The following is a 3,239-nucleotide window of genomic DNA, read 5'->3' on the forward strand; positions in this document are numbered from 1 at the left end:
CCCCAGAAAGTGCCGCTGTGCACGGATTACCTCTTGGGCCCGGGCGGGCGTGTCGGTGGTTTGCTGGTATCCGGGGGGAGACCCCCGATTCTGATCACGTGATGCTTCCCTCGGGTGCCGACATCCTCTCCATGGCGGTATGTTTCGTTTCCGTTGCCGATACGTTCGTTGTCGGTTCGCCGACGGCGAAGCGCCGTCGGGGGCGGAGACGGCCGCGCATGTCATATTGGAAGCAACCCCGGGCAACACCCGGTCGATCGCCCGCCTTACATGATGAGGCGGTACCGCTCAGGCTTGTTCTTCCGCGAAACACGCACCGCACGGGAGTATGAGCATGTTGTAGTCGCCGCCCAGGTGAGACCGCGATCGCCGCGGGGTCCGCCGGCGGCTCGTTCGAGGAGCAACCTCCGTGACCGCAACCACTGACCAGCCGACTTTCGGTTCCACCACGTCGGGCCTCGCCGGGCTCAGCCCGCGGCCGTCCGACGACGATCCCGCGTTCGCCCTGCACCGCGGAGGGAAGATCGGCATCGACGTCACCGCTCCACTGAACAATCGGGAAGACCTGTCCCTGGCCTACACGCCCGGAGTCGCGCGGGTGTGTACCGCCATCGCCGAGACTCCGGCCCTCGCCGACGACTACACCTGGCGGTCGAATACCGTCGCCGTGGTCACCGATGGGACGGCTGTGCTCGGCCTCGGTGACATCGGCCCCGCGGCCTCCCTACCGGTGATGGAGGGCAAGGCCGCGCTGTTCAAGCACTTCGCTGACGTGGACGCGGTGCCACTGGCCCTCGCCTGCACGGACGTCGAGGAGATCGTCGACACCGTCGCGCGCCTCGCCCCGAGCTTCGGCGGGATCAACCTCGAGGACATCTCGGCACCGCGCTGCTTCGCCATCGAGCGCCTCCTGCAGGACCGCGTCGACATTCCGGTCTTCCACGACGACCAGCACGGAACAGCCATCGTCGCGCTGGCCGCGCTGGAGAATGCGGCGAAGCTCACCGGACGCACCCTCGGTGATCTGCGTGCCGTGGTGTCCGGCGCGGGCGCCGCCGGCGCCGCCGTGGCCCGCATCCTGCTGGCCGCCGGCATCGGGGACATCGCGGTCGGTGACAGCCGCGGCATCCTCTACGCCGGTCGGGACAACCTCACCCCGAGCAAGGCCGCGCTCGCCGCCGAGACCAACCGTGCCGGCCTGACCGGGTCCATCACCGACGCGCTCGCCGGCGCCGACGTCTTCCTCGGGCTGTCCGCCGGGCAGGTCCCGGAGGAAGCGGTCGCCACCCTGGCGCCAGAGGCGATCATTTTCGCGATGGCCAACCCCGATCCCGAGATCGATCCGGCGGTCGCCCACAAGTACGCGCGGATCGTGGCGACCGGTCGCAGCGACTACCCGAACCAGATCAACAACGTCCTCGCCTTCCCCGGAATCTTCCGGGGATCGCTCGACGTCCGGGCCAGCCGCGTGACGGAGGGCATGAAGATCGCCGCCGCGAGGGCGCTCGCCGGGGTGATCGCGGACGAGCTGGCCGAGGATCTCATCATCCCGAGCGTGTTCGACGACCGGGTCGCCCCGGCCGTTGCCGCGGCGACGGCCGCGGCCGCGCGGGCGGACGGGGTGGCCCGCCGCTGACGAGGGCCGGCGCCGGCTGATCGTCGGCGTGCCGGCCAAGGACGTCCAGGGATCCCGGTGCACCTTCTCCGGGGTCCCTGGACGTCTCCACGGGGCCCGTGCCACGCGGGGTCTCCCCCCTTAGACGGTCGAGGCCCCGCGTCCCGCTGCGGGTCCCTGAGCCGCGTTCCCGGGCCGTTTGCGAGACCGCGTGCTCTCAGACCCGGCCGCATCCCGGGCAGGGCCGGTTCTCCGCCGCCTCCGCGAGCGGGCGCAGGGTCCCACATCCCTTGTAAGAGCAGCACACGAAGTCGGCGGGAGCCACCGTGATGACCGGTATGCCGTCCACGATGACCGTCGCGGGTGCCTCCGGGATGGGCGCGGGGTGTCGGCGGCGCCAGCCCAGCCGCCGGCTCGACCCGTTTCTGCGCGGCGAGTCGGGCATGTCCTCGTGGGTCACCACGGCCCGTTTACCATTGGACGTCCACCCTTGTTGTTCCCACGGTGTCGAGTTCAGCACACCGGCGTGGCAGGCGCGGTTGCCGGCCCGGATGGTCCCCTTCGTCCGTGGCGTCGCCTGTCGGTTGTCCTGAGCAGATCCGCGCCGGTCGGCCTCGCTCGCGTCTGCACGCCGGTAGCCGTAGGTTCGAAGGGTGCTAGCCGCCGCCGCCGTGTCCCTCCACCCCGATTCTCCGCTCGACGGCCTGGCCATCGGGGAGCAGCCCGAACCCGCGCCGCTCGACGGGTGGGTCACCGTCACGGTGCGGGCCGCCTCGCTCAACCATCACGACCTGTTCAGCCTGCGTGGAGTGGGCCTGCCGGCGGATCGGCTCCCGATGATCCTCGGCTGTGACGCCGCCGGGGTGACCCCCGACGGGCAGGAGGTCATCGTCCACAGCGTGATCGGTGATCCGACAGCGGGCGGGGGGGACGAGACGCTGGACCCGAAGCGGACCCTGTTGTCCGAGCTGTACCCGGGAACCCTTGCCGAGCGGGTCGCCGTGCCGCGGCGCAACCTGATCCCGAAGCCCGCCGGGTTGTCGTGGGAGGAGGCCGCCTGCCTGCCGACCGCCTGGCTCACTGCCTACCGGATGGTCGTCTCCCGGGCGGGGCTGCCCGCCGGGGGCGGCGGCACCGTGCTCATCCAGGGAGCCGGTGGGGGGGTGGCCACCGCGGCGCTGTTGATCGCCAAGGCCGCCGGGCACACCGTCTTCGTGACCTCGCGGGACGAGACCAAGCGGAAGCGGGCGGCCGCCCTCGGCGCCGACGAGGTTCTCGACCCCGGTGCCCGGCTGCCGCGCCGGGTCGACGCGGTCATCGAGACCGTCGGCGCCGCCACCTGGGGTCACTCGGTGAAGGCATTGCGCCCCGGCGGGCGCATCGTGGTCTCGGGCGCCACCAGTGGTCCGAACCCGCCGGCGGACCTCACCCGGATCTTCTTCCTCCAGCTGTCGGTGATCGGTTCCACCATGGGGAGCCGGGACGAGCTGGTCGACCTCGTCGCGTTCGCGGAACGGACCGGGGTGCGGCCGCTGATCCACGAGGTGCGCCCGCTGGCCGATGCCCGGGCCGCCTTCGAGCAGCTGCTCGGCGGTGAGTTCTTCGGCAAGCTGCTACTCCGCCC

3 protein-coding genes are annotated in these 3,239 nt (G+C 71.3%); 2 read left to right on the forward strand and 1 reads right to left on the reverse strand.

The genetic code is table 11. The annotated features are described in order from the left end of the window. Positions 1 to 409 precede the first annotated feature (409 nt). The gene (locus tag AC08OQ_RS18650; RefSeq protein WP_476602296.1) at positions 410 to 1,636 is read left to right on the forward strand and encodes an NAD(P)-dependent malic enzyme; all 1,227 of its coding nucleotides are present in this window, start codon (positions 410 to 412) and stop codon (positions 1,634 to 1,636) included. 196 nt (positions 1,637 to 1,832) lie between these two features. On the opposite strand, the gene AC08OQ_RS18655 is transcribed toward AC08OQ_RS18650, so the two are convergent. Continuing rightward, positions 1,833 to 2,078, reverse strand: coding sequence for a hypothetical protein (locus tag AC08OQ_RS18655; RefSeq protein ID WP_462186625.1), 246 nt, complete (start codon positions 2,076 to 2,078; stop codon positions 1,833 to 1,835). 190 nt (positions 2,079 to 2,268) lie between these two features. Between AC08OQ_RS18655 and AC08OQ_RS18660 the strand changes: the two genes are divergently transcribed. Further along, positions 2,269 to 3,239 (forward strand): zinc-binding dehydrogenase (locus tag AC08OQ_RS18660; protein WP_476612269.1); only part of this gene is annotated, 971 nt, incomplete at its 3' end.

It is taken from the genome of Frankia sp. CcCS3 (assembly GCF_977927575.1).